This is a genomic window from Allgaiera indica, assembly GCF_900106675.1.
Classification (GTDB): domain Bacteria; phylum Pseudomonadota; class Alphaproteobacteria; order Rhodobacterales; family Rhodobacteraceae; genus Acidimangrovimonas; species Acidimangrovimonas indica.
In genome coordinates this window covers 157,196-182,989 of record NZ_FNOB01000004.1, presented here as the reverse complement: position 1 = coordinate 182,989, position 25,794 = coordinate 157,196, and the positions used below count along the sequence as shown (strand labels likewise).

25 protein-coding genes are annotated in these 25,794 nt (G+C 67.7%); 16 read left to right on the top strand and 9 right to left on the bottom strand.

The features are described 5' to 3' along the window. The first annotated feature begins 4 nt into the window (after positions 1-4). The 13 genes from fliF to BLV97_RS05150 are packed head-to-tail and all read left to right on the top strand — an operon-like array spanning position 5 to position 12,104. A complete protein-coding gene (gene fliF / locus BLV97_RS05210; RefSeq protein WP_035842882.1) occupies positions 5-1,555 on the top strand; it encodes a flagellar basal-body MS-ring/collar protein FliF in 1,551 nt (516 codons plus the stop codon). Further along, positions 1,552-2,553 carry a flagellar motor switch protein FliG gene (locus BLV97_RS05205; protein WP_035842880.1) on the top strand — a complete coding sequence of 334 codons (1,002 nt, stop codon included), beginning with the start codon at positions 1,552-1,554 and terminating at the stop codon, positions 2,551-2,553. The genes fliF and BLV97_RS05205 overlap by 4 nt, the downstream gene beginning before the upstream one ends. Beyond that, positions 2,550-3,929: a flagellar hook-length control protein FliK gene (locus tag BLV97_RS05200; RefSeq protein WP_035842877.1), complete on the top strand. Its 1,380-nt coding sequence runs from the start codon at positions 2,550-2,552 to the stop codon at positions 3,927-3,929. Before BLV97_RS05205 ends, BLV97_RS05200 begins: the two co-directional genes overlap by 4 nt. Continuing rightward, positions 3,922-4,806, top strand: coding sequence for a FliM/FliN family flagellar motor switch protein (locus BLV97_RS05195; RefSeq protein ID WP_035842873.1), 885 nt, complete (start codon positions 3,922-3,924; stop codon positions 4,804-4,806). The genes BLV97_RS05200 and BLV97_RS05195 overlap by 8 nt, the downstream gene beginning before the upstream one ends. Next, a complete protein-coding gene (locus BLV97_RS05190; protein ID WP_035842870.1) occupies positions 4,787-5,137 on the top strand; it encodes a FliM/FliN family flagellar motor switch protein in 351 nt (116 codons plus the stop codon). The genes BLV97_RS05195 and BLV97_RS05190 overlap by 20 nt, the downstream gene beginning before the upstream one ends. Beyond that, entirely contained in the window at positions 5,134-5,412 is a 279-nt protein-coding gene (locus tag BLV97_RS05185; protein WP_035842867.1) for a flagellar biosynthetic protein FliQ, read from the top strand. The genes BLV97_RS05190 and BLV97_RS05185 overlap by 4 nt, the downstream gene beginning before the upstream one ends. Further along, positions 5,393-7,507, top strand: a complete 2,115-nt coding sequence (locus tag BLV97_RS05180; RefSeq protein WP_051646077.1) for a flagellar biosynthesis protein FlhA — start codon at positions 5,393-5,395, stop codon at positions 7,505-7,507. Before BLV97_RS05185 ends, BLV97_RS05180 begins: the two co-directional genes overlap by 20 nt. Next, positions 7,504-8,115 carry a sigma-70 family RNA polymerase sigma factor gene (locus tag BLV97_RS05175; RefSeq protein WP_035842864.1) on the top strand — a complete coding sequence of 204 codons (612 nt, stop codon included), beginning with the start codon at positions 7,504-7,506 and terminating at the stop codon, positions 8,113-8,115. The genes BLV97_RS05180 and BLV97_RS05175 overlap by 4 nt, the downstream gene beginning before the upstream one ends. After that, a complete protein-coding gene (locus BLV97_RS05170) occupies positions 8,112-8,921 on the top strand; it encodes a flagellar motor protein (protein WP_051646076.1) in 810 nt (269 codons plus the stop codon). Before BLV97_RS05175 ends, BLV97_RS05170 begins: the two co-directional genes overlap by 4 nt. Beyond that, positions 8,921-9,832 (top strand): flagellar motor protein MotB, encoded by a 912-nt coding sequence (locus BLV97_RS05165; RefSeq protein WP_051646075.1) that lies wholly within the window; start codon positions 8,921-8,923, stop codon positions 9,830-9,832. Before BLV97_RS05170 ends, BLV97_RS05165 begins: the two co-directional genes overlap by 1 nt. Next, a complete protein-coding gene (locus BLV97_RS05160; RefSeq protein ID WP_035842861.1) occupies positions 9,825-10,112 on the top strand; it encodes a hypothetical protein in 288 nt (95 codons plus the stop codon). Before BLV97_RS05165 ends, BLV97_RS05160 begins: the two co-directional genes overlap by 8 nt. Continuing rightward, entirely contained in the window at positions 10,109-10,777 is a 669-nt protein-coding gene (locus BLV97_RS05155) for a FliH/SctL family protein (protein WP_051646074.1), read from the top strand. The genes BLV97_RS05160 and BLV97_RS05155 overlap by 4 nt, the downstream gene beginning before the upstream one ends. Beyond that, entirely contained in the window at positions 10,770-12,104 is a 1,335-nt protein-coding gene (locus BLV97_RS05150; RefSeq protein ID WP_035842857.1) for a FliI/YscN family ATPase, read from the top strand. The genes BLV97_RS05155 and BLV97_RS05150 overlap by 8 nt, the downstream gene beginning before the upstream one ends. 385 nt (positions 12,105-12,489) lie before the next feature. On the opposite strand, the gene BLV97_RS05145 is transcribed toward BLV97_RS05150, so the two are convergent. From BLV97_RS05145 to BLV97_RS05110, 8 genes are all read right to left on the bottom strand, one after another. After that, positions 12,490-13,626 carry an EscU/YscU/HrcU family type III secretion system export apparatus switch protein gene (locus BLV97_RS05145; RefSeq protein WP_035842854.1) on the bottom strand — a complete coding sequence of 379 codons (1,137 nt, stop codon included), beginning with the start codon at positions 13,624-13,626 and terminating at the stop codon, positions 12,490-12,492. Between the two features lies 1 nt (position 13,627). Beyond that, positions 13,628-14,404, bottom strand: coding sequence for a flagellar biosynthetic protein FliR (locus BLV97_RS05140; protein ID WP_035842851.1), 777 nt, complete (start codon positions 14,402-14,404; stop codon positions 13,628-13,630). A gap of 1 nt (position 14,405) precedes the next feature. Then, positions 14,406-14,699 (bottom strand): flagellar biosynthetic protein FliQ, encoded by a 294-nt coding sequence (locus tag BLV97_RS05135; protein ID WP_035842849.1) that lies wholly within the window; start codon positions 14,697-14,699, stop codon positions 14,406-14,408. 236 nt (positions 14,700-14,935) lie between these two features. Next, positions 14,936-15,358, bottom strand: coding sequence for an alternative ribosome rescue aminoacyl-tRNA hydrolase ArfB (gene arfB / locus BLV97_RS05130; protein WP_035842846.1), 423 nt, complete (start codon positions 15,356-15,358; stop codon positions 14,936-14,938). Positions 15,359-15,857: 499 nt separating this feature from the next. Further along, positions 15,858-16,784 carry an esterase-like activity of phytase family protein gene (locus tag BLV97_RS05125; RefSeq protein ID WP_051646073.1) on the bottom strand — a complete coding sequence of 309 codons (927 nt, stop codon included), beginning with the start codon at positions 16,782-16,784 and terminating at the stop codon, positions 15,858-15,860. Next, positions 16,757-17,668, bottom strand: coding sequence for a penicillin-insensitive murein endopeptidase (gene mepA, locus BLV97_RS05120; RefSeq protein ID WP_373296435.1), 912 nt, complete (start codon positions 17,666-17,668; stop codon positions 16,757-16,759). The genes BLV97_RS05125 and mepA overlap by 28 nt, the downstream gene beginning before the upstream one ends. Before the next feature lie 77 nt (positions 17,669-17,745). Further along, positions 17,746-19,092 (bottom strand): MFS transporter, encoded by a 1,347-nt coding sequence (locus BLV97_RS05115; RefSeq protein WP_176992633.1) that lies wholly within the window; start codon positions 19,090-19,092, stop codon positions 17,746-17,748. Between the two features lie 280 nt (positions 19,093-19,372). After that, positions 19,373-19,903, bottom strand: a complete 531-nt coding sequence (locus BLV97_RS05110) for an acyl-CoA thioesterase (protein WP_035842843.1) — start codon at positions 19,901-19,903, stop codon at positions 19,373-19,375. 169 nt (positions 19,904-20,072) lie between these two features. On the opposite strand from BLV97_RS05110, the gene BLV97_RS05105 reads away from it, so the two are divergent. The 3 genes from BLV97_RS05105 to yaaA are packed head-to-tail and all read left to right on the top strand — an operon-like array spanning position 20,073 to position 23,191. Continuing rightward, positions 20,073-20,363, top strand: a complete 291-nt coding sequence (locus BLV97_RS05105) for a YggT family protein (RefSeq protein ID WP_035842840.1) — start codon at positions 20,073-20,075, stop codon at positions 20,361-20,363. A 9-nt stretch (positions 20,364-20,372) separates the two neighbouring features. Beyond that, positions 20,373-22,412 carry a DNA helicase RecQ gene (recQ, locus tag BLV97_RS05100; protein WP_035842838.1) on the top strand — a complete coding sequence of 680 codons (2,040 nt, stop codon included), beginning with the start codon at positions 20,373-20,375 and terminating at the stop codon, positions 22,410-22,412. After that, positions 22,412-23,191, top strand: coding sequence for a peroxide stress protein YaaA (gene yaaA, locus BLV97_RS05095; RefSeq protein ID WP_092163972.1), 780 nt, complete (start codon positions 22,412-22,414; stop codon positions 23,189-23,191). Before recQ ends, yaaA begins: the two co-directional genes overlap by 1 nt. 15 nt (positions 23,192-23,206) lie before the next feature. Here yaaA and BLV97_RS05090 read toward each other — a convergent pair whose 3' ends face one another. Continuing rightward, positions 23,207-25,777 carry a hybrid sensor histidine kinase/response regulator gene (locus BLV97_RS05090; RefSeq protein ID WP_035842827.1) on the bottom strand — a complete coding sequence of 857 codons (2,571 nt, stop codon included), beginning with the start codon at positions 25,775-25,777 and terminating at the stop codon, positions 23,207-23,209. Positions 25,778-25,794: the final 17 nt, after the last annotated feature.

The window sequence follows — 25,794 nt, the reverse complement described above, 5'->3', positions numbered from 1 at the left end:
TCCCATGACCATAGAGGACGCGCGGGCTGCCGGCCTGCGCTTGATTTCTTGGCTCAAGGCGCTGCCGCTCTCGGTCCTGCTTGCGGCCGCGACCGTCGCGGTCGCCCTTGGCGTTCTGGCGCTGGTCGAGCTTTCGGGCGAGCATTACGAGGTGCTGTTCGACGGCCTGTCGCCCACGCGCGGCGGCGAGGCGATCGCCGCGCTGCAAAAGGACGGCATTCCCTATCGGCTTAGCCAGGACGGCAACGTCATCTCGGTGCCGGCCGCGGATCTGGGGCGTGCGCGGCTGCAACTGGGCGCCGCCGGCACCCCCGCGACCGGTGGCGACGCGACGTGGAAGGCGCTGGAAGGCACATCGATCACCACCAGCCAGACAGCGACGAACGCCCTGCACCAGCAGGCAATCGAAAAAAGCCTGGAAGAATCGATTGCCTCGCTGTCGGGCGCCCAGCGCGTTCAGGTGCTGCTGGCCCTGCCCAAGAACACGCCCTTCCTGGCGGATCAGGCCAAACCCAAGGCCTCGGTGGTGATGACCGGCGCCCCCGAGGCGGATCAGGCGCTGGGGATCGCGGTGGCCAAGATCGTCGCCGCCGCCGTCCCCGGCCTGTCGGAGGCGCATGTCGTGGTGGCGACATCGCGCGGCGCGATCCTCTATCCGGTCGGCGCCGGCGGCGACATCGCCCAGCAGCTGGCCATCGTGAAGCGCATCGAGGCCGCGCAAGAGGCCAAGATCCGCGCGCTTCTGGTGCCGATCCTGGGGCCCGGGAATGCCCGCGTGTCGGTTTCGGCCGATGTCGATTTCGAGACCCGGAAGGTCCAGTCGGTAACCTATGGTCCACATACCGTTCCGGCCACCAGCGACGTTCAGTCGAAAGAGGAGATCGGGCCGAAATCGGCGGCGATGGGGCTGCCGGGCGCCCTGTCCAACCAGCCGCCGGGCCCCACCACCGCACCGCTGAATGCGCCGCCTACGGCGCGGAATGGCACCCAGAAGGCCGCGACACTGCCGAAAAGCGAATCGAAACACGCGCACAAGACCTTCGATGTCGATACCACGTCGTCGGTCGCGCGGCCGGCCGCCTGGCAGATCCGCAAGATCAGCGCCTCGGTACTGGTGAACCGCTCGGCGTTGGGCAAGACCAGCCTGGCGGATCTGAAATCCATGATCGGCTCGACCATCGCGGTGCCCAGCGGCCAGGTTCAGGTGACCAGCGCCGCCTTCGTCACCAGCGGCGCGGCAAAGGCGGGCTCTGCGCAGGCGCAACTGATCCGCATCCTGCAAGGCGTGCTGCTGCTGGTGGCGGCGCTGGGCCTGGTGCTGGGCGTCGCGGTGCCGTTGATCCGCTGGCTGAAGGAGCGCACGCCACCGCAGCCCTTGCCGGCGGCGCGCGGCCCCGAGGTCTTGTTCGAGGAAGACCTCGAGGCCACCAATTTGCGAAACATCGCCAGCCAGGTCGCCGAGGTGGGGCTTTCCCGACCCGAGGTGATGGCCTCCGTGCTGCAGCGCTGGCTGAACACCGAGACCCCCGATCTGAGAACGGAGGAGGCCGGATGACCGTTCCCGCGACCGGAATGAATGGCGCGGCCATGGCGGCCTATGTCGTCATGTCGATGGACGAGAACGCCGCCTCCGAGGTGTTGCGCCATATGGACGAATCGGCGATCGGGACGCTGACCACGGCGATGGCCGCGATGCAGGAACCGGCCCGCGACCAGGCCTATCAGATCTTTGCCCGGCTGATGACCGATCTGGAATCGAGCGGCGGCATGGCCCCGGGCGGCTACGAGGCGTTTCGAAAGCTTCTGGCCAAGGCCTTCGGTGAGAAGCGCGCCAACGACATGCTGGAACGCATCATCCGTACCAGCGCCACGCAGATCGACATCCTGTCGAAGGTCGATCCCAAGGTTCTGGCCGAGGTCATGAAGGATGAGCGCCCCCAGGTGATCGCGGTGCTGCTGGGGCAGATGACACGTTCGAACGCGGTCGAATGTCTGAACGCCTTCGACCCGGCGCTGGCCGTTGATCTGATCCATCGCTTCGCGCGGCTCGACACCATCCCCAGCGTCGCCCTGGCAGAGCTTAAAAGCATGTTGTCTGAACATCTGGGCACGCAGGTCGAGACCCGGACCAGCTCTACCGGCGGGGTGCGTCAGGCGGCGGATCTTCTGAACGGGATGAGTTCCGGCGCGGCGGATCGGGCGCTGTCGCAGATCCGCGAGGCCGATCCGGAACTGGCCGATCAGATCCGGTCGAACATGTTCACCTTCGACGATCTGCTCAACCTTCCGGACAATTTCCTGCAGCTGGTGATCTTCGAGGTCAATCCCGAACGCCGGGCGCCGGCACTGCGCGGCGGTTCGACGGTCGCGCGCGAACGCTTCTTGCGCAACATCTCTCGCAAGGAAGCCGAGATCCTGAAGGACGATATCGAGCACGGGCCGATGGTGACGCGGGCGGAATCGCAAGCCGCCCAGCACGAATTCGTCGAGGCGGCGATGCGGTTGTCGCGCGAGGGCCGGATTTCCCTGCGCAACGAGGAGGATATGATATGATCCAGCCCGTCAACCCGGTCGCGAACCTTGCCCCCGATGGGGCGGCCGACCAACCGGTGGGCCCGCGCGCACAGGCCTTCTCGGACGCCTTTGCCGCCGCCACCGCAACGCCGCCTGCCGGACCGGACAAGGCCGCGAAACCCGTCGCGCCACAGCCGCCACAGCCGTCGCGGTCCGCGCCCGCGACCAAGACTCCGGCCGGATCGGCGAAGGCGGGCCCAGACACTGGCGTCGCGGCATCGGCGGCAACGGATGCGGCCGACCCGGCGGCGGCCGGGGTGGCCGGCGCTGCTCGGTCGACGCAGGCGACGGGCTCGTCGCTTCAGCACATGCTCCAGGGCCGATCCCGGGAGGCGCGGCATGGCGGCACGGCATCGGATCTCGCCGTATCCGACCCGGCCGCCACGCGCGCCGCGCAGCACGGCAGCCCGCGCCTGCCGGAGACAGCGACCGACAAGGCCCCGGTTGAATCGGCGGCCTTGGGGCACCGGACGGGTCTGTCGGGCACGGAAGCGCGCGGCACGCGGCCCAAGGCACCGCCGATCCCGGCCGCGCCGGGGGCGCAGGACGCGCGACACGCGCCCGCATCGCAAGACACCGAACCGCCGGGCGCGCAGGCCGCGACCCCGGCGCATCGCCACAAGGACGCCCGGCATGGCCTGCCTCCCACTCCGCCGGGCGTTTCGCAGCCGCTTCTGATGCCGGGCCTCTCGCAGCAGCCGCAGCCGGCACCGCAGGCGCATCGGTTTCGGCCCGCGGCCGGGTCCGTGACCGCCACCGCGGCGATCGGCCAGACCGCGTCCCTGGGCGCCTCCGCCTACCGGCCGGTGATCGCGGCGACCTCGGCCACTGCGCCCACCGGCACCGCCGAGACCGCGCCGGAAAACCGCGCGCAGCTTTTGCAATCGGCCACCGCGCTGGCGGGCACGGGGGGCGGCACTGCCAGGGTGACGCTGCATCCCGCCTCTTTGGGAACGGTGGTGGTGCAGGTCAATGTCACCCCCCAGGGCGTAACCCATGTGCACATGACCGCCGCGACCCAGGGCGGCTATCAGGCATTGGCCGCGACGGCGGGGCATCTGGCGCAGCATCTGTCCGGCAGCGGGCTGAATGTCGGCTCGGTTCAAACCTTTGTGTCGGGCGGCGGCCAGCCCGGCGCCCCGGCGACGCCGCCGCAAGGCGCCGCCGCGCATGGAGCCCCGGGCGGCGGCATCGGGGGGGGCGCGGCGGACGGCTTCGCAGGCGCACGCCAACAGGCCGGCGGTGGCCAGGGCCAGGGCCAGCCCCCGCCCCGGGATCTGTCGCACGACGCGTCCCCCACCGCGGCCCCGCGCCCTCGCAGCGGCCCCGACGAGACGGTGAAGGCCTATGCCTGAGACATATCAAGCGATCGACCTGCTGCACCCCGAGACGGTCTTCGTCAACCGCCTGCCGGACATGACCGGCGTGGTCGAGCGGTTGTTTCGCCACTTCCGCGCGCTTCTGTTCCAGGAGTTCCGCTATACCCTGCAGTCGGCCGACGGCCAGTTTCGCATCCTCAGCCATGACGAATATCTGGGCAACCGGCCAGGCTACAATCTGTACGGCATCCTGGCCTTGCCGCCAGTCAAGGGCCTGTCGCTGGTGATCCTGGAAGGATCGCTGCTTGCCGCGCTGGTGGACGAATTGTTCGGCGCCTCCGCCCCGGCAGGGCCCGAACAAGCGCGCGGCCAGATCTCGATCATGGAAACGCGCATCGGCCGCCGCCTGGTCGAGATGGTCGTCACCTCCATCAACGTGGCCTTCCAGCAATATTTTCCGGTCGCCGCCGAAATCGTCCGCACCGAGGGTTTTTCGGCGCTGGCTTCGGTCGCTGACGCGGCCGAGCCTTTCTGCGTGCTCTCCACCACGCTCGGCCTGTCGACGGGCGAGGGATCGGTCTCGATCGCCATCCCCTACCGTGGGCTCGAACCCTTCAGCGAGGTCCTGGGCGCGCCGATGGGGGGTGAATCCCAGAAGGAAGCGCATAGCCAGTGGATCGACCGCATCGCCGCCTCGATCGACACCGTTCCCGTCGAAATCGCCTTCGAGATCGGCACGACCCAGCTTTCCGCCGGCGCTCTGGGGGCGCTTGCGGAAGGCGATATCCTGCCCCTGGCCCTGCACCGCGACGCCCGCGCGATCATCGGCGGCGCCGCGGTCGGCACCATCACCTACGGCGCCGTCGGCACCAATTACGGAGTGTATTTCGCCAATGACCAGCAAGAGCAATAACCCCGCCGCGCCCACCGAGGTCGAGGTTGAGCCGCTGGAGCCGCCGGCCGAGATGTCGAAGGCGATGCGGGCGATCAAGAACGCCTCGATCGACGCGGTGAAGGTGACGATGACGGTCGAGATCGGCCGCGTCAGCATGTCCATCAAGGAGCTGCGGCAAACCCGCCAGGGCACCGTGATCCCGCTGGATCGCGCGGTCGGCGATCCGATCGATATCCGCGCCAACGGCAGCCTGATCGCGCGCGGTGAAGTGGTCGCGACCGAAGGCCACAAATACGGCATCCGCGTCACCGAGATCGTCAGCCCCGACGACCTGGAAGATGCCTCATGACCTTGCCGGACTGGTACACCGCGGGCGCCGTGTGGATGTTCCTGGCCCTTGCCGGCCCGGGGCTGGCGGTCTGCCTTCTGCTGGGTGTCGCCGGTGCCATCTTGCAAACCACCACCCAGATCCGCGAGGCCGCGCTGGGTTTCGTGCCGAAGGTGGCGGGGCTGGTGATCCTGGTGCTGCTGGGCGGCGGGCTGATGCTGCGCAGCGCCGGCGACTACACCACCCATGTCTTCCGCGCCCTGCCAGAGCTGATCCATGTCGGCCACGACCGCTAAACCCGGGCTGGCGCTTCCGCCCCCCTCGCTGACCTCGCGGCTGGCGGGGCCGGCGATCGTGGGCGCGGTGCTGACCATGCTGATCGTGCCTCTGTCGCCGCTGGCGATCTCGTTGATGTTCGCGGTCAACATCTCGGCCGGGATGGTGATCCTGGTGGCGGCGATCTACGTCACCGAGGCGTCGGAACTGTTGTCCTTTCCGTCGATCCTGCTGGCCACCACGCTGATGCGGCTGGCGCTGAACGTGGCCACCGCGCGGGCGATCTTGCTGAACGGCTATACCGGGCCCGGGGCGGCCGGTTCGGTGGTGGAAAGCTTCGGGCGCTTCGTCGTCGGCGGCGACTATGTGATCGGGATCATCATCTTCGCGATCCTGATCATCATCAATTTCGTGGTCATCACCAAGGGTTCCAGCCGGGTGGCCGAGGTCTCGGCCCGATTCATGCTCGATTCGCTGCCCGGCCGGCAGATGGCGATCGACGCCGATGTGAACGCCGGCACCCTGACCGCCCGTCAGGCCGAGGACCGCCGCGCCCAATTGCGCGCCGAGGCCGATTTCTTCGGCGCCATGGACGGCGCGTCGAAATTCGTGCGCGGCGACGTGGTCGCGGCGATGGTGATCCTGGCGGTGAACCTGATCGGCGGCCTTCTGGTCGGAATGCTGCAACACGGGCTGCCGCTGGATGTGGCGGCGCGCACCTATACGCTGCTGACCATCGGTGACGGCGTGGCCGCGCAGATCCCGTCGCTGACGATCTCGATCGCCGCGGGCCTGATCGTCACCCGGGTGACGAACGGCGAGAACATCTCGAACCAGATCGTCGGCCAGATCGCGCGCCACCCCGAGGCGATGCAGGTCGCGGGCGGGCTTCTGATCGTGCTGGGGCTGATCCCGGGCATGGCGCATCTGCCCTTCCTGGGTTTCGGCGCGCTGCTCGGCTTCATCGGCCTGCGCGGCACCCGCCGCAAGCGGCGCGAGGCCGCCCAGGCCGCGCAGGCCCCGTCCGACACCCCGGCCGACACGAAACCCGCCGCGATGGACCTGTCGCAGATCCAGAACGTCGATCCCTTCGGCCTGGATATCGGCTTTGCGCTGGTACCGCTGATCGGGCCGCAACCGCCCGGACGCCCCAATCTGATGAACCGGCTGACGGCAATCCGCACCCGGTTCAGCAAGCAGATCGGGTTTGTGCTGCCCAATATCCATGTGCGCGATTCAGAAAAGATCCGGCCGCAGGAATACCGCTTTCTGATCCGCGGCGGGGTGATCGGGCGCGGCGAAGTCTTCCCCGACCAGATGCTGGCGATCGAGACCGACAACGTGATCGAGAAGATCGAAGGCGGCCGCCCGACGAAGGAACCTGTGTTCGGCACCGATGCCAGGTGGATCCCCCAGGCGACCAGCGCCGAGGCCGAGACCGCCGGCTATACCGTCGTCGATCCCGCCAGCGTGATCGCCACGCATCTGGAATCCCTGCTGCGCCGCCACGCCTGGGAGATGCTGGGCCGCGCCGAGGTCGAGGAAATCGTCGCCCTCCATGCCCAGAGCCACCCCAAGCTGATCGAGGATCTGCGCACCCGCTATCAGATGGGCATGGTGCGTCAGGTGCTGGCGGGGCTGGTGTCCGAGAACGTGCCGATCCGTGATTTCGAACGCATCGCCGAGGCGATGACCGACGCGCCCGACGCGGCCTCGCGCGATCCCGAACTGCTGTTGGCCGCCGTGCGGCAGCGGATCTCGCGGCTGATCCTTGCCGCCTATCTGTCGGACGGGCAAACCCTGAAGGTGCTGGCGCTGGAACCGGAATTCGAGGCCCTGGTGATCAAGGCCACCGATACCGCGCGCGCCAACGATCTTGGCGCGATCACGGAACCGAACATGCTGCGCATGTTGCGCGCCGCGGCGACCTCGGGCAAGGAGATGGCCGCGCGTCAGGGCGCCAAGCCGGTGCTGGCCGTGCCCGGCGCCTGCCGCCGCCTGATCGCCCGCGCGATCAGCGGCATCCTTCCGGTGATCGCGCTGGATGAAATCCCCGATACGCAGCCGACTTCGGTCCTGGGCGTCATCCGACCACCGGACGGGGCCGCGAAATGACGCTTCAGACCGACACCGACACGATCACCGCCGATGCCACCGGCGGTCTTGTCGTTCCAGACCCGCAGCAGGTGCTGGTCGAGGCCGGCACCTGGATCACCCGCACCGCCTGGCGTCTGCACGCCCGCATGCCCTGGACCGAGGTCGAGGACATGATCCAGCATGGCGTCCTGACCGCGCTGGAGTTGCGCGATCGCTACGACCCGGACCGCGGCGTGCCCTTCGGCGTGTTCATCAAGCCCCGCGTTCTGGGCGCGATGATCGACATCTCGCGCCGCTCCGGCTCGATCAAGCGCCGCGAGGACAGCTTTCTTGCCGAGGCCGACGATACCGCGCCGCCGGACGCGCTGGATCTGATCATCCGGTGCCAGGACGTCGCGGCACTGGCCGAGGAAATCGACCACCTGCCCTATCAGGAACGCACGGCGATCTCGCTTTTCTACCTCGAAGAGCTTCGCAACAAGGATGTCGCCCAGATCATGGGCATTACCGAGGTCCAGGCGGTGCGCTTTCGCGAACGCGCGCTTGCCCAGCTGGCCGAGGGGCTTGGCCACAGGCAGCCAGGCCAGCATCAAGAAATTGAAAATACAGGGAAACAAAACCCATGAGCGCCATTCTGGGAATCCTGCTTGGGATCTCCGCGATCCTACTCACCAGCCAGCTCGAGGGTGACCCGTTGATGTCGCTGGTCAAGCTGAACGCCGCCTGCATCGTCTTCGGCGGCACCTTTGCGGCCCTTCTTGTCCATGCCGAATGGCGCGCGATCGTCAATGCGTTCAAGCAGGTGTCCTGGCTCTTGCGCCCGCCGCCCACGGATTCGGTGACGCTGATCCAGGACATGTACGACTGGTCCACGTTGATGCGCAATTCCAGCGCGCTGGCGCTGGAGGACGCGGCCGAGGCGACCAACGATCAATTCCTGAAGATCGGGCTGGAACAGATCGTCGCTGGCCAAAGCCACGACGAGGTGCGCGACGTGCTGTACAAGCTGGGCGATATCGAGGACCGCGAGAATACCGAAGGCGGCAATGTCTGGGAGGCCGCCGGCGGCTATGCCCCTACGGTGGGCATCCTTGGCGCGGTGCTGGGACTGATCCATGTCATGCTGCGTCTCGACCACCCCAGCGAACTGGGCGGCGGCATCGCCACCGCCTTCGTGGCCACGATCTATGGCGTCGGCGCGGCCAACCTTGTGTTCTTCCCGCTGGGCAACCGGCTGAAGGCGATCGCCGGCGGCCGCACCACCTACCGCGAGATCGCCACCGAAGGGCTGCTGCAATTGTCGAAGGGCAATGCCAACCCGATTCGCCTGCGCGAACGTCTTGAAAACATGCTGGAATCCCGCCGCCGCGCCGGGCTTGACCACAACGCGGATGCGGCCGGCGAAAGCCCCGCAGAAAAAGAGGCCGCCTGATGAGTTCCGGGGGCGATCAGTTCCGCCGCGCGCGGCGCGACGAGGGCCACAAGCCCAACCATGAACGCTGGATGGTGTCTTACGCGGATCTTCTGACGCTTCTGCTGGCGCTGTTCATCGTGCTTTACGCGACCTCGGCGCAGAACACATCGAAGATGAAGAAAATGGCCGCCAGCATGATGCTGGCCTTCTCGGGCACGCCACCGGCGCTGGTCAGCAAGCCGGCCTCGTCGCATGGGCCGATGCACAATCTGCCCAAACCCGTGCCGCTGCCCCTGCAGGCACCATCGGCGCCGATGACGCTGCGGCTGCCCGAGGCGCTGCGCCATCTTCTGCAAACCCGGACCCCCGCCACCCAGCGCCTCGACGCGCAGATGCAGAAGGACCTGCAGCCCAAGATCGCGGCCATCTCGAAGCTGCGCCTCAAGTTGCAGGCGCTGCTGAAGCCGCAGATCGAGGCCAAGACGATCTCGGTCACCTCGACCCCGCTGTCGATCAAGATCCGTCTCAACGCCAAGATCCTGTTCACCAACGGCGACGCGACCCTGACGTCGGGTGCCGCGAAGATCCTGACGCCGTTGGCCAAGACGCTCAGCACCATCCCTGCGGGCTATCGGATCTCGATCCACGGCTATACCGACAACAAGCCGATCCACACCACGCAGTTCCCGTCGAACTGGCAGTTGTCGACGGCGCGCGCGCTCAGCGTGGTGATGCTGTTTCGCAAGCAAAACGTCCCGGGCGAGGCGCTCAGCGCCGAGGGCTTTTCGAAATACCACCCGATCGCCAGCAACGGCACCGCCGAGGGCCGGCAACAGAACCGCCGCGTGTCGATCGTGATCTCGGCCCCGAAACCCGCGCAGGCGGCGCCAGCCGACCAAAAACAAGCGGAAGCCGCAAATCATGGCTGACAAGACCAGGCGAAAATCCGGCGGCAAGGATGCCGGGCGCGGGCAACAGCAGGGTCGGCGCCCGGTGCGGCCTTTCCTTGCCGGCACCTCGGTCGCGGCTGGCTGGGGCGCGCTGCACATGCCCGCCGCGCTGTGGTCGCTGGTGCTTGGTGGCTTCGCGCTGAAACTGATCGCCATCGCGATCGCGGCGGGCGGCCTGATCGCGGCGGCGATGGAGGTCGTCGTCTTCGCGATCGCTCGGATCCCCTGGATCTTGTCAATTCTGTCGAGGCGCGCATGACCCACCCGTTCCGCCCCCCGTCATCCGCCGATCCGGCCCCCGATGCGGTGCCCGATCCGGCGTCGGCCACCGACCGCCCCGATCCCGACGAAACCCGCGCCAAGCAAGAGCGCGCGGCCCGCGCCGCCGCCGAGACCGCCGAGGCCGAGGCCCGCGCCCGCCTGCGCCAGGAGGCCCGCGAGGCAGGCCATGCCGAGGGCCTGCGCCAGGGCCGCGAACAGGCGCTGGCCGCGATCACCGACGCGATCGGCCCCGCCGTCGCGCGCCTCGAGGCGCTGCAAGCCCGGCTGGAGACCGAACAGGCGGCCCACCAGGAAGAGATGGCCCGCGCCGCGATCGAACTGGGCAAGGTGCTGGCCGAAACCCTGATCGGCGCGCCGCGTCCCTTCGACCGCGAGGCATTGCTGCAGCGCGTCCTGGCCGAGGCCCGGGCCGAGGCCGCGCAGGACGCGCTGCCGCTGATCTGCCGCGCCGCCCCCGAGACGCTGGACCAGATCACCCCCGCCCTGCCCGCGCCCGTACGGCCGCTGCCCGACGCCGCGATGAAACCGGGCGGCTTCGTCATCGAACTGCTGGAATCCGAGGCCGGCACGGCCCTGAACCGCTGGGATGCCTCGGTCGAACGGATGGAGCAGTGCCTGCGCGCGCTGCCTGCCGATGTCTGACGCCCCGCCCGATATCACCCGCGCCGCGCAGGACTGGCTGCAAGGCCACCTGCCGGCCCTGTCGCCGGTCGCGCGCTGCGGCGCCGTGCTGGGCACCGAGGGCGAGGTGATCGCGGCCAGCGGCCTCGGGGTTCCGATCGGGTCGCGCTGCCGGATCGCCACCCGCACCGGCGAGATCGACGCCGAGGTGGTGGGATTTCGCGAACGCCTGACCCTGCTGATGGCCGATCGCAGCCTGAAGGGGCTGCAGCGCGGCGACCGCGTCAGCGCGGTGCCCGGGGGCGTTTCGGTCGCGGTGGGGCCGGCGCTGCTGGGGCGGGTGCTCGATGCCTATGGCGCGCCGCTCGATGACCGCCCGCCACCGGCATCGGCGCAGCTTTGGCCGCTGGAAGGCGTGGCGATCAACCCGATGCACCGCCAGCGCCTGACCCAGCCGCTGGACGTGGGCGTGCGGGCGATCAACGGGCTGGCGACGCTGGGCCTGGGGATGCGCACCGGCCTGTTCGCCGGCAGCGGTGTCGGCAAAAGCACCCTGCTGGGCATGATCGCACGCCACGCACAGGTCGATTGCTGCGTCGTCGCGATGATCGGAGAACGCGGCCGCGAGGTGCGCGAATTCATCGACGACCACCTGGGCGATGCGCTGTCGCGTTCGGTCGTGGTGGTCAGCGCCGCCGACACGCCGCCGCTGGCGCGCGTATTGGGCGCCGAACGCGCCGCCGCCATCGCCGAAGCCTTCCGGGCCGAGGGCCGCAACGTGCTGCTGCTGGTCGATTCGCTGACCCGTCTGGCGATGGCGGGGCGCGAGATCGGCCTGTCGGTGGGCGAGCCGGCGGCGACGCGGGGCTATCCGCCCTCGGTCTTCGCGCGGCTTGCGGGCTATGTCGAACGCGCCGGGATGGGGCGCGCGGGCGAAGGCTCTGTCACCGGGGTCTATACCGTGCTGGTCGAGGGCGACGATCATGTCGCAGACCCCGTGGCCGACACCGCGCGCTCGGTGCTAGACGGGCATATCGTGCTGTCGCGCCGGATGAGCGAGGCCGGCGTCTACCCGCCGATCGACGTGTCGATGTCGCTGTCACGGCCGATGCCTTCGCTGGTCGGTGCCGATCACAAGGCCTGGGCGATGCGGTTTCGCTTTCTGTGGTCGCGGCTTCAGGAAAAGCGCGAACTCGTCGATATCGGCGCCTATGCCCCGGGCCGCGACACCGTGCTGGACGAGGCCCTTGCCCGTGCCCCGGAGATGGAGGCCTTCCTGCGGCAATCCGCGCAAGAGAACATCCCCCTGCAGCAAACACGCGCGCTGCTTGGAAAGGTGCTGGGCTGATGCTGTCGCGCAAGACCTTGCGGGTGCTGACCACGCTGTCGAACCGCGACAAGATCCGGGCCGAGCAGATGGCAGCGGACGCCGCGAAACGACTGGCCGCACTGGGCGGGCATTCGGCGACATTGTCGGCCTATATCGCCGATCTCGGGCAGCGTCTGACCGAGACCGAGATCACCTCGGGGCTGGAAATGAAATCCTATGGTCAGTTCATCGAGATGGGCGCGCGCGCCCGCCACGCCAACGAGGCGCAGATCCGCGCCGGCGAAACCGCCCGGCAGGCCGCGCTCGACCATCTGGCGCTGACGACCGAGAAGCACAAGGCACTGCAAAAGGCCGCCGACGAGGCCCGGGCGGCGGCGGACAGGCTGGCCGAACGGGCCGAGGATCAGCCGGCTGGCGCGCCTGCCTCCGGGTCGGCCGCGCCGGGCGGATCAAGCGCGCCCTCCACCCGCGGACGTTCGGGTTTTTCACCGCCCTGGGCACGCCAGGCATCCAGCCGCCAGACATAGGCCAGCACCTCGGCCACCGCGCGATACAGGTGATGCGGGATCGGCCGGCCGACCTGGACCTGGGCGTGCAGGGCGCGCGCCAGCACCGGCGCCTCGACCAGCGGCACGCCGTGGATGCGGGCCTGTTCCAGGATCGGGGCGGCGGTCAGATCCACCCCCTTCGCCACGACTGAGGGCACGCCGTCCTTGCCACGCCGGTAACGCACCGCCACCGCGAAATGCGTGGGATTGGTGACCACCATGGTCGCGGTCTTGACCTGCTGGATCTGCCGGGCGCGGGCGGCACGGCGCATCAGCGCGCGGCGGCGGGCACGGACATGGGGATCGCCCTCGGACTGCTTGGTTTCGTCGCGAACCTCCTTGTCGGTCATCTTCAGCGACCGCCGGTTCAGCCAGGCCTGCACGCCGACATCCGCCACGGCCAGCACCAGCGCCCCGCCCGCCGCGCCCAGAATCACATGCAGCGCTGGCCCGCCCAGCGTGGCCAGCGACACATACTGACGCCCCGCCAACGCCAGAAGATCCTGTTTCTGCCCCGCATAGGCAATCCATCCCGCACTGCCGATCACCAGGATCTTCAGCGCCGATTTGCCCACCTCGATCAGGTTCGAAACCGAAAAGATCTGCCCCCAGGATTTCGCCGGATCGACGCGCTCCAGCTTCGGCATAAGCAGCATGAAGGACATCATCCACCCGCCCGACCCCAGCCCGGCGATGAAGGCAAGCGCCCCGGTCGCCAGCAGGAAGATGCTCAGCACAGCCGCGAATTCCATGTCCAGCCCATAGGCCTGCCCCGGATCCATCGCGCCGGCAGCGGCCAGGCTGGCGGCCAGCCAATCCGACGCCATGCCCGACATCACCCCGCCGCTGACAAACACCACCAGAACCAGCCCCAGCGTCATCGCGGCCTTCGGCAGATCGTTCGAACGCCGGATCTGGCCTTGCTCGCGCGCGCGTTTCAGGCGTTCGCGCGTCGGGTCGTGTTTCTTCTCGGCGTCCGAATCTTCGGCCATCTCAGCCCCCGTCGCCGATCAGGCCGGCCAGCCGATGCGCGCCCTCCAGCATCAGGTTCGCCACCGTCGGCTCGATGAAGAAGATCGACGAGCCGATCACCCAGATGCCGCCCAGGAACAGGATCGGAAACCCGACCGAGAAGATGTTGAGATTGGGCGACAGCGCATTGGCCAGCCCGATCGACACGTTCAGCGCAAAGGCCGCGGCCAGCGCCGGCAAGGCCAGGATCGTGCCGGACGCCAGCACCACGCCGACATAATCGGCCAGCTGTTGCAAGGCCAGCTGCGCGGGCACCCCGGTAGGGCTGGTGTGGAACGAACGCGACACCGCCAGCAGCGTCCAGAACATGCCACCGGCGCCCAGATAGACCAGCATCCCGGTCATGTTGAGGATATTGTAAAGCACCGGCGGCTCGCTCGACTGATCCAGCCCCGAGGTGCGGGCAAAGTTCGACCCGATCGCCGCGCCGGCGATTTCCCCGGCCGCACCGATGGTCGATACGATCACCCGTCCGACCAGCCCCAGCGCCGCCCCGAAGGAAATCTGCAAGATCCCGGCGTACAGGATCGCGACGATCCCCTCGGGCAGCGGCGGCCACGGCCCGCCCCAGGCGCCCAGACAGGCGGCGAACAGTGCCGACATCAGCACCCGCTGCAACACCGGCACGCTGCGCGACCCCAGGATCGGGGCGGTCAGGAACACACCGGTCATGCGCAGAAAGGGCCAGAATCCGGCGCTCAGCCAGGCCATGACTTCATGCGCGGGGATCGGCACCATGCTAGTTCCAGTCCTCGGCGATCAGGTTGGGGATCGCGGCGATCCAGTCATGCGCCAGATGCGCCAGGGTCAAGAAGATCATCTCTCCCGCCGCGGCGGAAAAGAACAGCACGATCGCCACCTTGGCGCCCATCGCCAGCGCGCCGTCCTCTATCTGGAAAGCGCCCTGCAACACCGCGATCAGGATGCCCAGCAGGGTGATGCTGGCGATCAGCGGCGTCAGCGCGTAGGCAAGCACCATCAGCGCATGATGCAGCAGCGCCAGCGCGACCACGCTCTTTGGGTCGATGCTCATGCCGGGCCGGCCCCGTCGGCTTCTGGCAAAGCTTCGTGCCCAGGTGTCCGCACCGCAATCACCGCAATCCATCCCGGCCAGCCGTCGCCAATGGGCAAGGCCGGCCACACACCCCCGACGCGACCCTAATCGCGGCGCGTCGGGATCCGCAAGTCACCGCCCGGTAAGGCGTCAAACAGCCGGCAGGTGATGCAGGACGGGCACGGGGGGCGGGACGCGACAGGACGCGGCCGATGTCACTCCTCGTCCCCGGGGCGGGCGCGCATCGACTTGACCTGACCGCGCGCGGCCTTGGCCTTCAGGCGGCGGCGCTGGCTGCCCAACGTCGGCCGCGTCGGAATACGCCGCTTGGGCGCGGTCAATGCCTTGCGGATCAGTTCGGCCAGACGTTCGCGGGCGATCTCGCGGTTGCGCGCCTGGTGGCGGGTCTCCTCGGCGCGGATCACCACCGCCCCGTCCGCCGTCCAGCGCCGCCCCGCCAGCCGCTTCAGCCGCGCCTTCACCGCCGGCGGCAGATTGGGCGAGCGCTCGGCCTCGAAACGCAGCTCCACCGCGGTTTCCACCTTGTTGACATTCTGCCCCCCGGGCCCCGAAGCGCGTGAAAAGCTTTCGGTGATTTCCCAGCCTTGCAGGACGATATCGTCGGTGACACGCAACATGGCCCCAAGGGTATCCGGGCGCGGCCGAAAGGAAAAGAGCGGTGGGCAAAGCACGGGCCGCACCGCGGGCCAGGCGCACGGCAAGAGCTTCGCCTCGCTATTCATCTTGGTAAAAATACTCCACGGGGGTCCGGGGGTGTGAAACCCCCGGCGCCGACGGCGGCATTCCACCCGCCAAGACCCCCGGCCAAAGGAAAAGGGCCGTGCGACGCGCACGGCCCTCCGAGTTCCTGGAGATGGGCCAGTTAGGATGCCCAATCAGTTGGTTTGTGCCTCAGGGGCTGCCCTCAGGCCACATCCCTCCTGACTGTCCCGACACCTCTCTCCAATATCCCTCTCGACACTGGACCACCTCCTTTCAATGCGTTGCGCCTAAGTCGAAGCGTGCCACATATTTTGTGTTTGTCAAAAGTTTTTACGCTACAGATGCGATCAGTTTTCCTAGAATTGCTCGAAATCGCCGCACGACCACAGATGCGTCCGGTTCCGGCGGACCGCGTCACGACGGTGGCCGCGGCAAGCCTGGCGCCCTCGGGGCCACCAGGTAGTCGACGAATTCGGTGCGCTGCAGGAAAAAGAAGTTGTCATCCGAGATCATCGTCAACCGGATCCGCCCCTGCGCATCCTTCCAGACCGCAAGCCCCTCGAGGTTGTCGAACTGGCCGGGCGCGCTTTGAAACAGCACCTCGGCCCCGGTCGGGCGGCCATCGGCACCAATGTCCAGGCGCAGCACCCGGTTCGCAAATCCGAAGAGGCCGGCGAACCGGCGCTCCAGCAGATACAGATTGCCGTCGGGTCCGAAATCGGCCCCGACCGGGCGAAAAGCATCCGGGCGTGCGATCGAAAACGGCTGCGTCCAGCGCCCGCCGGCATAGCGATAAACCGGGATCGGACGGCCAATGGGCCCCACCTCGGGCAGGGTATAAAGGGCGCCGTCGCGATCCACAGCCAGCGCCTCGATCGATCCGTTCGGCGCCATCCGCAGAAAGGCCGGATCGCGCGGCAACGCCCGGGCCCGGGCATCGACGCGGTCGTATTCCAGCACCCTCTGAATACCTTCGAAGCTGATGAACACCTTGCCCGAAGGCGTGATCGCCAGCCCCTCGGCATCGCGCCGGGTGGGGCGCAGCACCGTGCCATCGGGCGCCCGCAGCGGCGTGATCTGACCGGCCGAGACCCCGACGACCGCCCCCGCCTGATTGCGCGACAGGCGGCCCTCGACGATCGAGCCCCGATCGGATTGCGAGACGAATTCCAGCCCATCGGCCGACAATTCCAGGCCCGAGAACCCGCCAAAGGCGCGATCGGGCCGGTGCCAGACATAGCTGCCCACATGAACCGCCGGCTCGGCCCGTTTCGCCCGGCCTGCGGGCACCGGCAAAAGCGCCACCGCAAGGATCAGCGCGACGACAGGACGGCGGCGCATTGGCGGGGCAGATCGGAAAGCAGATATTGGCGCGGCCCGCGCCGGGGCGGACCCGCCTTCTTGCGCGGCTTCGCGATTTTCGGCGGGTTCAGCATGTCGGTCACCCACCAGTTCAGGCTGTCGTCACAACCATCGCCGCCTTTCGACAGCTGCGCCACCGTGGGCCGCTGGGTTTGGCAAAACGCATCACCCGGCGGACATTTCAGCCGCACATGGAAATGGGTGTTATGCCCGTACCAGGGCCGGATCTTCTGCAACCAGGCCCTGTCGCCCCGCGGGGTGGCGTTGCACATCGCGATCTTCACCGCCGCCGCCACGAAGATCCGATCGACCCGCGGATCCATCGCCGCGCGGCGCATCAGCAGGTAATGCTGGCGGTCCCAATTGCGGTTCACCCGCCGCTGGTCGGGCGTACGCACCGAGATCGAGCTGATCGTCTCGCGCGCGGCGCGTGAAAGGCGCATGTTCCGGCCAGGCAGCATCCAGATATCGACATCCAGCCCCATCTGGTGGCTTGCATGTCCCGACACCATCGGCCCACCCCTAGGCAGGCCGATGTCGCCGACATATAGCCCGTTCCACCCCTTCAGCGTGGCGGCGTAACGGCTGAGATCCTCGATGAAGGAAATCGTCTCGGGCATGCCCCAGTTGCGGTCCCGGCTAAGCCGCATCGCCTGCCAGGTCGGGCCCGAAGGCGGCAGTTCCCGCAGCCCCGCCGCACAGCCCCGGCTGTAGGAACCGATCGCCGTTGGCCTTTCTTGGCTTGGGTTTCGCATCGCGCCGAAAAGCGCGGTCGCCAAGGGCTCTGCCGACAAGGGGGCGGCAAAGACCGACCCCATGGCCAGTGACAGGGTCAAGGTCAGTCCGGTAAGCGGGATGCCCATAGGTTCTTTGCCTGTCTTCCTTCGGGTTTTCCCCAGCCTAGCAGACTGCGCCCATTCCGCAAACGCGCGAAACCGCGTCAGATCGCACCCGCTGCGCGTGTAGTCGCGCGGATCGGCAGCAGCACCGCCAGCCCCAGCAGGAACAGCACGATCAGCGGCGCAATCCCCGCCTGCTGCGACCCGGTCAGCTGGGTCGTCACCGCCACCGCGAAGGGCGCGAGCGCCGAGGTGCCGTAACCTGCCAGCGCATAAAGGCCGAAGGCCTCGGTCATGCGTTCGGGGTTGGCCTGGTAGACCATCATGGTGCGGCTGGCCGCCTGCAACGACCCCGCGCAGGCGCCGATCACCGCTCCGATCCCGAAGAAGGCGTAATCGGGCAGCTTCGATCCCGCGGCGACCGGAATTCCAAAGACCGAACTGCGCGACAAGGTGATTGTCGCCACGACTATGACGGTCAGCACCAGCAGGCAGATCACGATCACCGGCTTCGGGCCAAAGGCGGAATCCGCCTTGCCGCCCAGCCAGGCGAAGATCGCCCCCGACACCGCGGCGATGATGCCGAAGATGCCGACATCGACCACCGACCAGCCCAGTACGCCCTTGGCGTAGATGCCGCCGAAGGTGAACACCCCGTTCAGCCCGTCGCGATACAGCATCGACGCGATCAGGAACATCAAAAGCCCGCGGTTCGACGGCAGCGCGGCCAACGTTGCGCGTAGATCGGGCCAGGCGGTGCGTATCGCGTCACGCACACGGGGGGCGCCCGCGCGAACCGGGTCGCGTGTCCACAGGAAGAAGGGGATGATGAAGACCACGAACCAGATCGCCGTGAATGGCCCCACGGCGCGAGTGCCTTCGCGCTGGCCCGGGTCCAGCCCGAAGACCGGCGCCAACCCCAGCAGCGTCTTGCCGTCCTTCATCTCGGCGAAGAACGCCAGCATCAGGATCAGCGCGATCACCCCGCCGGCATAGCCGAACCCCCAGGCCGAGCCCGAGATCCGCCCCAATTCCTCTTTCGGGCCCAGGGTAGGCAGCATCGCGTTGGCGAAGATCGCCATCAGTTCGACCGCGATCAGGCCGATCCCGAAGGAAATCAGCACGAAATAGATGTTGAAATGCCCGGGCGCGGCATACCACAGCCCCCAGGCGCCCAGCACATAGAAGACCGAGAAGAAGGCGATGAAACGCTTGCGCCCGCTGGCCTTGTCGGCGATCGCCCCGAGGAAGGGCGCGGTGATCGCCACGATCAACCCGCAGGCCGTCAGCCCATAGCCCCAAACCGCCTGCGCGGTGGTGCCCTTGCCGACCAGATCGACGATATAGGGCGAGAAAATGAACGTCAGCAGCAGGGTGAAGTAGGGCTGCCCGGCCCAGAAATAGAAAAACCAGCCCCAGATACGGCGCTTCCTGGATATCTCGGCCATTGATCTCTCCCAGCCCCTCTTACGCGATAAGACAGGCAAAAGGACGCCCAGGCAAGCGTGATGACGGATACGCGAGACCGGGGCGGCAGCCCAAGCCACTTGGGACCCGCAGGGTGGCGCGCCCAGCCTTGGACGCATCGCTATTCACAGCTGCGACACGCGGCCTGCGCGGCGCCGGCATCGCGTGGTTCCCGATGCGACAGCCCCCGAAGCGGCCTTACCTGCGGGGCTCAGCCGGCGTGCGCCGGGCGATAAGCGCATCATGGCGGCCCCCGAAGCGCTAGCGTTCCGGCGGCCAGGGACGTTCCGCCTCGGCCTCGATCCAGGCCGTCACCCAGCGCGGCAGGGGCGGGCTTTCCTCGGGCAGGCCCAGCGCACGGGCCACCGTCGAAGGCGCGACGATCCCGTCCCGGCCGGTCACGGCAGTGCGGATCAGGATCTGGTTCGCGCAATCCTCACCGAACCAGATGCTTTGCTCGAGATAAAGGAACCGCGTGTCCCAGCCCAGCGCCCGGCTGCGCATCTGGAACCGCCGGAAGGCCCGGATCCGGCGCCGGTAGCGCACCGCCGCCCCCGCCACCGTCATCCCCCAGCCGTTCCTGCGCATCGCCGCCACCAACCCGGTGCGCACGGCGAACGGGATCCGCCCCAGATCGTAAAGGGTCAGCGTGCGGCCGTTGTTCAGCTCCATCCACGGGTCCAGATCCCAGGGCCAGCAACGGTGGTACGAGACATGCACATCGAACGCGCCGAGCGCCGGCGCCTTGCGCTGGGCGAGCATCTCTCGGGCGAGGCGAAAGATCGGATACATGGGGCCTCCTTTGCCCCGCCTGCCGCGTGCCGGGAGGATCGTCAAGCCCGACCTTGCGGCATTTGCGGGCGTCGGGGCGCGAATGGGGCAGGGACGGCCCTGAAAGGTTGTGCTTTGCGCGGCGTCCCATTACCTCTGGCGACAACCAAGCCCCGAGGGAAAGGCGCCCATGTTCACCCTGCTCAAGACCATCCTGCTGCTTCTGAACGTGATCTATTTCGTGGTGATCGCGCATATCATCATGAGCTGGCTGATCAGCTTCCAGGTGCTGAACCTGCGCCAGCCGCTGGTCTATCAGATCTGGGACGGTCTCAACCGCCTGCTCGACCCGATCTATTCGCGCATCCGCCGCTTCCTTCCCGACACCGGCGCGCTGGATCTGGCGCCGCTTGCGGTGCTGCTGATCTTGATCGTGCTGCGCATGGCCATCGTCGACAACGCCGCGACCTTCGCCTACTGAGGCACGCCGATGCCCGCCCCGGAAGACCTTCTTCACCGGATCTTCGGCTTCAAGAGCTTCCGCCCGGGACAGGAAGAGATCGTGGCCTCGGTGCTGGCCGGCGCCGACACGCTGGCGATCATGCCCACCGGCGGCGGCAAGTCGCTGTGCTTTCAGCTTCCCGCACTGTGCCGCGAGGGGGTGACGCTGGTCATCTCTCCGCTCATCGCGCTGATGCGCGACCAGGTGCGCGCGCTGCGCGAAGCGGGGGTCGAGGCCGGGGCACTGACGTCGGGCAATACCGACGAGGAAACCGAAGCGGTCTTTCAGGCGATCGACGACGGCAGGCTGAAACTGCTCTACATGGCGCCGGAACGGCTTGCCTCGACCGCCACGCTGGGCCTGCTGCGCCGCGCCGGCTGTTCGCTGATCGCGGTGGACGAAGCCCATTGCGTCAGCCAGTGGGGCCATGATTTCCGCCCCGACTATCTGCGCATCGGGGAACTCAAACAGGCCCTCGGCGTGCCGCTTGCCGCCTTCACCGCCACCGCCGACGCCGAAACCCGGGCCGAGATCGTCACCCGCCTGTTCGCCGGCACCCCGCCGCGCAGCTTCCTGCGCGGCTTCGACCGGCCCAACATCCATCTGGCGTTCGCCGCCAAGGACGGGCCGCGCGCCCAGATCCTGAACTTCGCCGCCGCGCGCAAGGGCCAATCCGGCATCGTCTATTGCGCCACGAGGTCCAAGACCGAATCCCTTGCCGCCGCCCTGCGCGACGCGGGCCATGCGGCGGTGCATTACCACGGCGGGATGGAGGCCGACGACCGCCGCCAGACCGAGTTCCGCTTCCAGCAGGAAGACGGGCTGATCGTCGCCGCCACCATCGCCTTCGGCATGGGCATCGACAAGCCCGATATCCGCTGGGTCGCCCATGCCGACCTGCCGAAATCCATCGAGAGCTATTATCAGGAGATCGGCCGCGCCGGCCGCGACGGCGCCCCGGCCGAGACGCTGACCCTTTACGGCGCCGACGACATCCGCTTGCGCCGCAGCCAGATCGACGAGGGCCTGGCGCCGATCGAGCGCAAGGCCGCCGACCACGCCCGCCTGAACGCGCTTCTGGGCCTGGCCGAGGCGCAGGGCTGCCGCCGCCAGGTCCTTCTGCGCTATTTCGGCGAAGACCCCGAGCCCTGCGGCCATTGCGACCTGTGCGAAACCCCGCCCGAGCTGTTCGATGCGACCGAAGCGGTGCGCAAGGCGCTGTCGGCGATCCTGCGCACCGGGGAAAGCTTCGGCGCGGGCCATCTGATCGACATCCTCATCGGCAACGCGACCGACAAGGTGCGTGCCCGCGACCACGACGACCTGCCCACCTTTGGCGTCGGCCGCGACCTGTCGCGCGCGCAATGGCAGGCGGTGTTTCGCCAGATGATGGGCCGCGATCTGATCCGCCCCGACCCGGAACGCCACGGCGCCTTCCGCATGACCGACCCGGCCCGCCCGATCCTGCGCGGCGAGGAACGGATCACGCTGCGCCGCGACACGATCCGCAAGGCGACCGCCGGCAACGTCATCAAGACCCTGGTCAGCGAAGAGGACGCGCCGCTTCTGTCGGCGCTGAAGGCCAAGCGCCGCGCCCTGGCCGAGGAAGCCCGCGTGCCCGCCTATGTGATCTTCCCCGACCGCACGCTGATCGAGATGGCCGAGGCCCGCCCCGCCACGCTGGACCAGATGGCGCGGGTGAACGGCGTCGGCGCGAAAAAGCTGGAACGCTACGGCGCGCTGTTTCTCGAAATCATCACCGGCGCCTTGCCCGAACCCCAGCACCCGGCCCGCCGCCGCCTGTCGGGTCGCGCCGGCGCCGACCTTTACGACCGGCTGATGGAGGCGCAAAACCGTCTCTCGCGCGGGGATAACGGCACGGAAAAGCCGCTTAGCTGCCCCGCCTCGCTGATCGCCAAGATCGCCGAGGTCCGCCCCGACAATCCCGACACCCTGAACCGCCTGCTGGGAGAGCGCCGCGCCGACCGCTTCGGCGCCGCCTTCCTGACCATCCTGACGGAGGCCTGATGCTCGTCACCCTTTCCCCCGCCAAGAAGCTCGACTGGGACGAACACCTGCCGCTGCCGGACCTTGAGCCGACCGATCCGGCCTTTCCCGAGGCGACCGGTGAGCTTGTCGATGTGGCGCGCGGGCTTTCCGTCGACGATCTGCGCAAGCTGATGTCGATCAGCGGACCGCTGGCCAGGCTGAACGCCGAGCGCTTTCGCGACTTTTCGGACAGCCCGCCCCCCGACGCCCAGCGCCCCGCCGTCTTCGCCTTCGCCGGCGACACCTATCAGGGGCTGGAGGCCCGGACGCTGGACCCCGATGCGCTGGTCTGGGCGCAGGACCATCTGCGCATCCTGTCCGGGCTTTATGGCCTGCTGCGCCCGTTCGACCGGATCCAGCCCTACCGGCTGGAAATGGGCAGCCGGCTGAAGACGCGCCGCGGCAAGTCGCTTTACGACTATTGGGGCAGCACGATCGCCGAGGCACTGAATACGGCGGGCGAGGCGGCGGACACCGACACGCTGATCAACTGCGCCTCGACCGAATATTTCGGCGCAGTGGATCTGGGCGCGCTGAAGCTGCGCGTCATCACCCCGGTGTTCCTGGAAGAGCGTGGCGGCACCCGCAAGATCGTCTCTTTCTGGGCCAAGAAGGCGCGCGGCGCGATGGCGCGCTTCGCGATGGAGGCCCGCCTAACCGACGCTGAGGGGCTGAAAGCGTTCGAGACCGGCGGCTATCGGTTCGAGCCGGATCTAAGCGAAGGCGACCGCTGGGTCTTTCTGCGCAGCGGCGCCTAGCGCGGCCGTTCCGGTTTAGGCGGCTTCCGGGTCGGGCCGCACGGCGCGGGCCTCGGGCGGGCGCAGGGCGGTGATGCGTTCGGTGATCGTGGCGCGGCGCAGGGGCTTGGTCAGGTAATGGTCGATCCCGGCGGCCAGGATATCGGCCGCATCGCCCGCCATCGCGTGGGCGGTCAGCGCCACGATCGGCACATGCGCATCGGTCCCTTCTTCCAGCTTGCGGATCGCACGTGCGGCATCGCGGCCGTCCATTTCGGGCATCGAGATGTCCATGAAGATCATGTCGGGCTGGAAGCTTTGGAACAATTCCACCGCCTCGCGGCCGTTCCCGGCAAAGACCAGCTCGATATCCAGATCCTTGGTCATCTTGCGAAACACCAGTTGGTTGGTGCGGTTGTCCTCGGCCGCAAGCACGCGCATCTGGCGGCTGCCGGTCGCCGCAGGCGCGGCGGGCGCCTCGGGGGCGGGCAAAGGCGCGGCCGAAAGCTGCTGCAGCGTGCGAAACAAGGCACTGCGCAACAGCGGCTTGGCCAGCACCGCGGCGAACAGCTTGGCGTCGGGGCCGTCGCGCAGTTCCTCGGCCCTGTCGCTGACCAGAAGCACCGGCGCCGTCAGCCCGGCATCGCGCAGCGCCCGCACGAAACCCCGTGCATCGCCCGTCGCGGCCTCGTCGGCCAGCACGATGTCGACCGTGCGCTTCCCCGCGATCTCCAGCGCCTGCCGCACCGTGCGGCAGGTGATGGTTTCCAACCCGCCCGTGCGAAGCTGACGCTCGAATATGCGGCGGTTGCTTAGTTCGCCATCAAGGACCAGCGCATGGGCAAAGACGATCGGAACGGCGGGATCGGCCCGATCCTCTTCCGCCACGGGCAGGGTCACGCGGAATCCGAAGCATGATCCCTTGCCCTGGATCGAATCCACCCAGATCTCGCCTTCCATCTGCTGGATCAGGCGCTTCGTGATCGCCAGGCCCAGGCCGGTTCCCTCGAACTTGCGGTTGGACTGATCCTCGACCTGGTTGAACTCGCCGAAGACGTGCTCCAGATGCTCGGCCGCGATACCTATGCCGGTATCCTCGACGGTGACATGCAGCTGACGCGCGCCGCCCTCCTCTTCGGTTCCCACGACGCGCACCGTCACCCGCCCCTTGCTGGTGAACTTCACCGCATTGCCGATCAGATTGGTCAGCACCTGCCGTATGCGCCCCTGATCGCCGATATAACGGGTGGGCAGGAACATATCGAAATTGACGACCAGTTCGATGCCCTTGTCCTGCACCGAGGGCTGCAGCAGCATCGCCACATCGTGAATCGCGCGCTCGAAATCGAAAGGCTCGGGGCGCAGCGTCAGCTTGTCGGCCTCGATCTTCGAATAATCCAGCACATCGTTGATGATTTCCAGCAGCGCCTCGCCCGAGGTCTTTATGGTCTCTGCGAAGACGCGCTGCTCGTCGTCTAGCGTGGTGTCGCACAGCAGGTCCGCCATGCCGACGACCCCGTTCATCGGGGTGCGGATCTCGTGGCTCATATTGGCCAGGAAGGCCGATTTCGCGCGATTCGCTGCCTCGGCGGCGCGCCGTGCCTCATCCAGAGCCTCTTGCTGGCGCTTCATCTCGGTGATGTCGACCCGAAGGCCCACACGGCCACCATCGGGGGTTTTTTGCTCGAGAACACGCAGCCAGCGCCCGTTGTTCAACCGCTGCTCCAGCACGCAATCAGAGGCGCCGTGCACGGCTAGGCGCTCTTGCAACCACGCATCCTCGCGGCCCTGGGCGGCTGGATACTGACCGCGTTCCAGCCCATAGCGCAGGATTTCCTCGAAGGTGGCGCCGGGTACGATCGCCGGGGCGCTTTCAGCGTAGATCTCGCGGTAACGTTCGTTGCAGACGATCAGCCGGTCCTTGCGATCGTAAAGGACAAAGCCGTCGGGGATCGCCTCGATCGCCGACCAGATGCGCATCTGCTGGGTGATATCGACGCCCAATGTCACCATGTCGCCGTCGCGCGCCCGACGGTCGATCAGGCGAATGTAATGCCCGGTGGCAAGGCGGATCACCTCTGGCTTGCTGACTTCCTCTTCCCAGCGGGCCAGCATCCGCGCCATCCAATCGTCGGCCGCCTCGCCCTGCAGGTCGATCACGTCGCGCTCGATGCAAAGGCGCAGAACGTCCTCTTGGCTGGTCCCCGGCAGGATCCGGTCGCTTTCGGCAAAAACCGAAAGATAGGCCTTGTTCGCCGCAACCAGCCTGCGATCCGCATTGTACACGGCGAATCCGTCACGGATCGTCTCGATCGAATCCCATAGCCGGCGCTCGGCCATCACCGCCGCCGTATGGGCGCGTTCGAGATCGTCCAGAAAACGGGTCTGCTGACCCTTCAGCGCCTCGGCCTCGGATCGCGCGGCGCGCGTGGCGTCGCGCTGCTCTATGATCTGGTCCGATAGCGCACGCGCGTGCAATGCAAGCTTTTCGTTTGCGGCGAAAAGCTCACGTTGTTTTTGCTCCAGAAGCCGCTCCGCGGCGAGTCGCGCCCGCCGTTCCTTGGCTAGCTTCTCAGCGATGCTGGTTCCACGTCCGCCGCCGTCCATCACCTCGTTCCCGCTGT

Bases quoted from the DNA above. Each gene is read 5' to 3' on its own strand.
- fliF (WP_035842882.1), top strand. From the start codon at position 5: ATGACCATAGAGGACGCGCGGGCTGCCGGCCTGCGCTTGATTTCTTGG.
- BLV97_RS05205 (WP_035842880.1), top strand. From the start codon at position 1,552: ATGACCGTTCCCGCGACCGGAATGAATGGCGCGGCCATGGCGGCCTAT.
- BLV97_RS05200 (WP_035842877.1), top strand. From the start codon at position 2,550: ATGATCCAGCCCGTCAACCCGGTCGCGAACCTTGCCCCCGATGGGGCG.
- BLV97_RS05195 (WP_035842873.1), top strand. From the start codon at position 3,922: ATGCCTGAGACATATCAAGCGATCGACCTGCTGCACCCCGAGACGGTC.
- BLV97_RS05190 (WP_035842870.1), top strand. From the start codon at position 4,787: ATGACCAGCAAGAGCAATAACCCCGCCGCGCCCACCGAGGTCGAGGTT.
- BLV97_RS05185 (WP_035842867.1), top strand. From the start codon at position 5,134: ATGACCTTGCCGGACTGGTACACCGCGGGCGCCGTGTGGATGTTCCTG.
- BLV97_RS05180 (WP_051646077.1), top strand. From the start codon at position 5,393: ATGTCGGCCACGACCGCTAAACCCGGGCTGGCGCTTCCGCCCCCCTCG.
- BLV97_RS05175 (WP_035842864.1), top strand. From the start codon at position 7,504: ATGACGCTTCAGACCGACACCGACACGATCACCGCCGATGCCACCGGC.
- BLV97_RS05170 (WP_051646076.1), top strand. From the start codon at position 8,112: ATGAGCGCCATTCTGGGAATCCTGCTTGGGATCTCCGCGATCCTACTC.
- BLV97_RS05165 (WP_051646075.1), top strand. From the start codon at position 8,921: ATGAGTTCCGGGGGCGATCAGTTCCGCCGCGCGCGGCGCGACGAGGGC.
- BLV97_RS05160 (WP_035842861.1), top strand. From the start codon at position 9,825: ATGGCTGACAAGACCAGGCGAAAATCCGGCGGCAAGGATGCCGGGCGC.
- BLV97_RS05155 (WP_051646074.1), top strand. From the start codon at position 10,109: ATGACCCACCCGTTCCGCCCCCCGTCATCCGCCGATCCGGCCCCCGAT.
- BLV97_RS05150 (WP_035842857.1), top strand. From the start codon at position 10,770: ATGTCTGACGCCCCGCCCGATATCACCCGCGCCGCGCAGGACTGGCTG.
- BLV97_RS05145 (WP_035842854.1), bottom strand. From the start codon at position 13,626: ATGGCCGAAGATTCGGACGCCGAGAAGAAACACGACCCGACGCGCGAA.
- BLV97_RS05140 (WP_035842851.1), bottom strand. From the start codon at position 14,404: ATGGTGCCGATCCCCGCGCATGAAGTCATGGCCTGGCTGAGCGCCGGA.
- BLV97_RS05135 (WP_035842849.1), bottom strand. From the start codon at position 14,699: ATGAGCATCGACCCAAAGAGCGTGGTCGCGCTGGCGCTGCTGCATCAT.
- arfB (WP_035842846.1), bottom strand. From the start codon at position 15,358: ATGTTGCGTGTCACCGACGATATCGTCCTGCAAGGCTGGGAAATCACC.
- BLV97_RS05125 (WP_051646073.1), bottom strand. From the start codon at position 16,784: ATGCGCCGCCGTCCTGTCGTCGCGCTGATCCTTGCGGTGGCGCTTTTG.
- mepA (WP_373296435.1), bottom strand. From the start codon at position 17,668: ATGGGCATCCCGCTTACCGGACTGACCTTGACCCTGTCACTGGCCATG.
- BLV97_RS05115 (WP_176992633.1), bottom strand. From the start codon at position 19,092: ATGGCCGAGATATCCAGGAAGCGCCGTATCTGGGGCTGGTTTTTCTAT.
- BLV97_RS05110 (WP_035842843.1), bottom strand. From the start codon at position 19,903: ATGTATCCGATCTTTCGCCTCGCCCGAGAGATGCTCGCCCAGCGCAAG.
- BLV97_RS05105 (WP_035842840.1), top strand. From the start codon at position 20,073: ATGTTCACCCTGCTCAAGACCATCCTGCTGCTTCTGAACGTGATCTAT.
- recQ (WP_035842838.1), top strand. From the start codon at position 20,373: ATGCCCGCCCCGGAAGACCTTCTTCACCGGATCTTCGGCTTCAAGAGC.
- yaaA (WP_092163972.1), top strand. From the start codon at position 22,412: ATGCTCGTCACCCTTTCCCCCGCCAAGAAGCTCGACTGGGACGAACAC.
- BLV97_RS05090 (WP_035842827.1), bottom strand. From the start codon at position 25,777: ATGGACGGCGGCGGACGTGGAACCAGCATCGCTGAGAAGCTAGCCAAG.